The organism is Alkalibacterium sp. m-11, assembly GCF_054658155.1.
The window spans coordinates 1-237 of sequence record NZ_BAAGIR010000664.1 but is presented as its reverse complement, the minus strand read 5'-3'; the positions used below and the strand labels follow the sequence as shown (position 1 = coordinate 237).

The 237-nt window shown below is 36.7% G+C and carries 1 protein-coding gene; it reads left to right on the top strand.

Features of this window, described 5'->3' with window-relative positions; all coding sequences use genetic code 11:
* Window positions 1–95: 95 nt before the first annotated feature.
* Entirely contained in the window at window positions 96–233 is a 138-nt protein-coding gene (locus ACYQ2O_RS13835; RefSeq protein WP_170068874.1) for a ribbon-helix-helix domain-containing protein, read from the top strand.
* Window positions 234–237 lie beyond the last annotated feature (4 nt).

The window sequence follows — 237 nt, the reverse complement described above, 5'->3', positions numbered from 1 at the left end:
ACTTATAAGCTTTCAACATATTCTTCACCTCCTCTTACGCTTTGTTACTTGATTATACTGTGAAAATACCGTACAATCAAGTCGGAGGTGAGTATATGTCTGACAAAGAGCGCGTAGAAATACGTATGCCAAAAGTTATTCTAGAAAAAGTAGACGCATACCAAAAAGAAAATGGACTGCCTACAAGAACGGCAGCTATCCTTGAACTAATAAGAAAAGGTCTTGAGAAATAACTTC

Bases quoted from the DNA above. Each gene is read 5' to 3' on its own strand.
- ACYQ2O_RS13835 (WP_170068874.1), top strand. From the start codon at position 96: ATGTCTGACAAAGAGCGCGTAGAAATACGTATGCCAAAAGTTATTCTA.